At 47.3% G+C, this 423-nt stretch carries 1 protein-coding gene; it reads left to right on the top strand.

What is annotated here, in order from left to right:
* Positions 1-180 precede the first annotated feature (180 nt).
* Entirely contained in the window at positions 181-411 is a 231-nt protein-coding gene (locus HXW94_RS18980) for a hypothetical protein (protein WP_178368436.1), read from the top strand.
* The last annotated feature ends 12 nt before the right edge of the window (positions 412-423 follow it).

Below are 423 nucleotides of genomic sequence, written 5' to 3'. Positions count from 1 at the left end.
TCTACGGAATTTTAAGCCTGTGGAGAGGAAATGAGACCTAAGCAGTTTGTTCGGGCACACTCTATGAAGCAGGAATTTCTCATCATTCATACTCGATGGGTAAGAATGAGTAAGAAGAAAGGAACAGGGAAAATGGATACAGTCAACTACCCCTCCTGAATCAAAGATTCAGATGCCGGAATGTACGCTTTATCAGTCCATCTGGGAAAAGGATTTTGGAATGCCCTTGCCGACCTGGATATCACCGGGGCATGGATCATCTCACCGATAAAAAATCATAAAATATTTCGCGGCGGTCATCCGTTCCGGATGTATCTGTCTTTCCGCTGCTCATCGGGTCAGAGGGAGTCCATTGACTCCCGTCTGCCCACAGAACCGTGCGTACGGGTCCGTACACGGCTCCTCATGTGACTTTTATCCATT

This window comes from Desulfobacter latus (genome assembly GCF_013389365.1).
GTDB lineage: Bacteria > Desulfobacterota > Desulfobacteria > Desulfobacterales > Desulfobacteraceae > Desulfobacter > Desulfobacter latus.
The sequence above is the reverse complement of the archived record's forward strand: the minus strand, read 5'-3'. Positions and strand labels throughout refer to the sequence as shown.

Bases quoted from the DNA above. Each gene is read 5' to 3' on its own strand.
- HXW94_RS18980 (WP_178368436.1), top strand. From the start codon at position 181: ATGTACGCTTTATCAGTCCATCTGGGAAAAGGATTTTGGAATGCCCTT.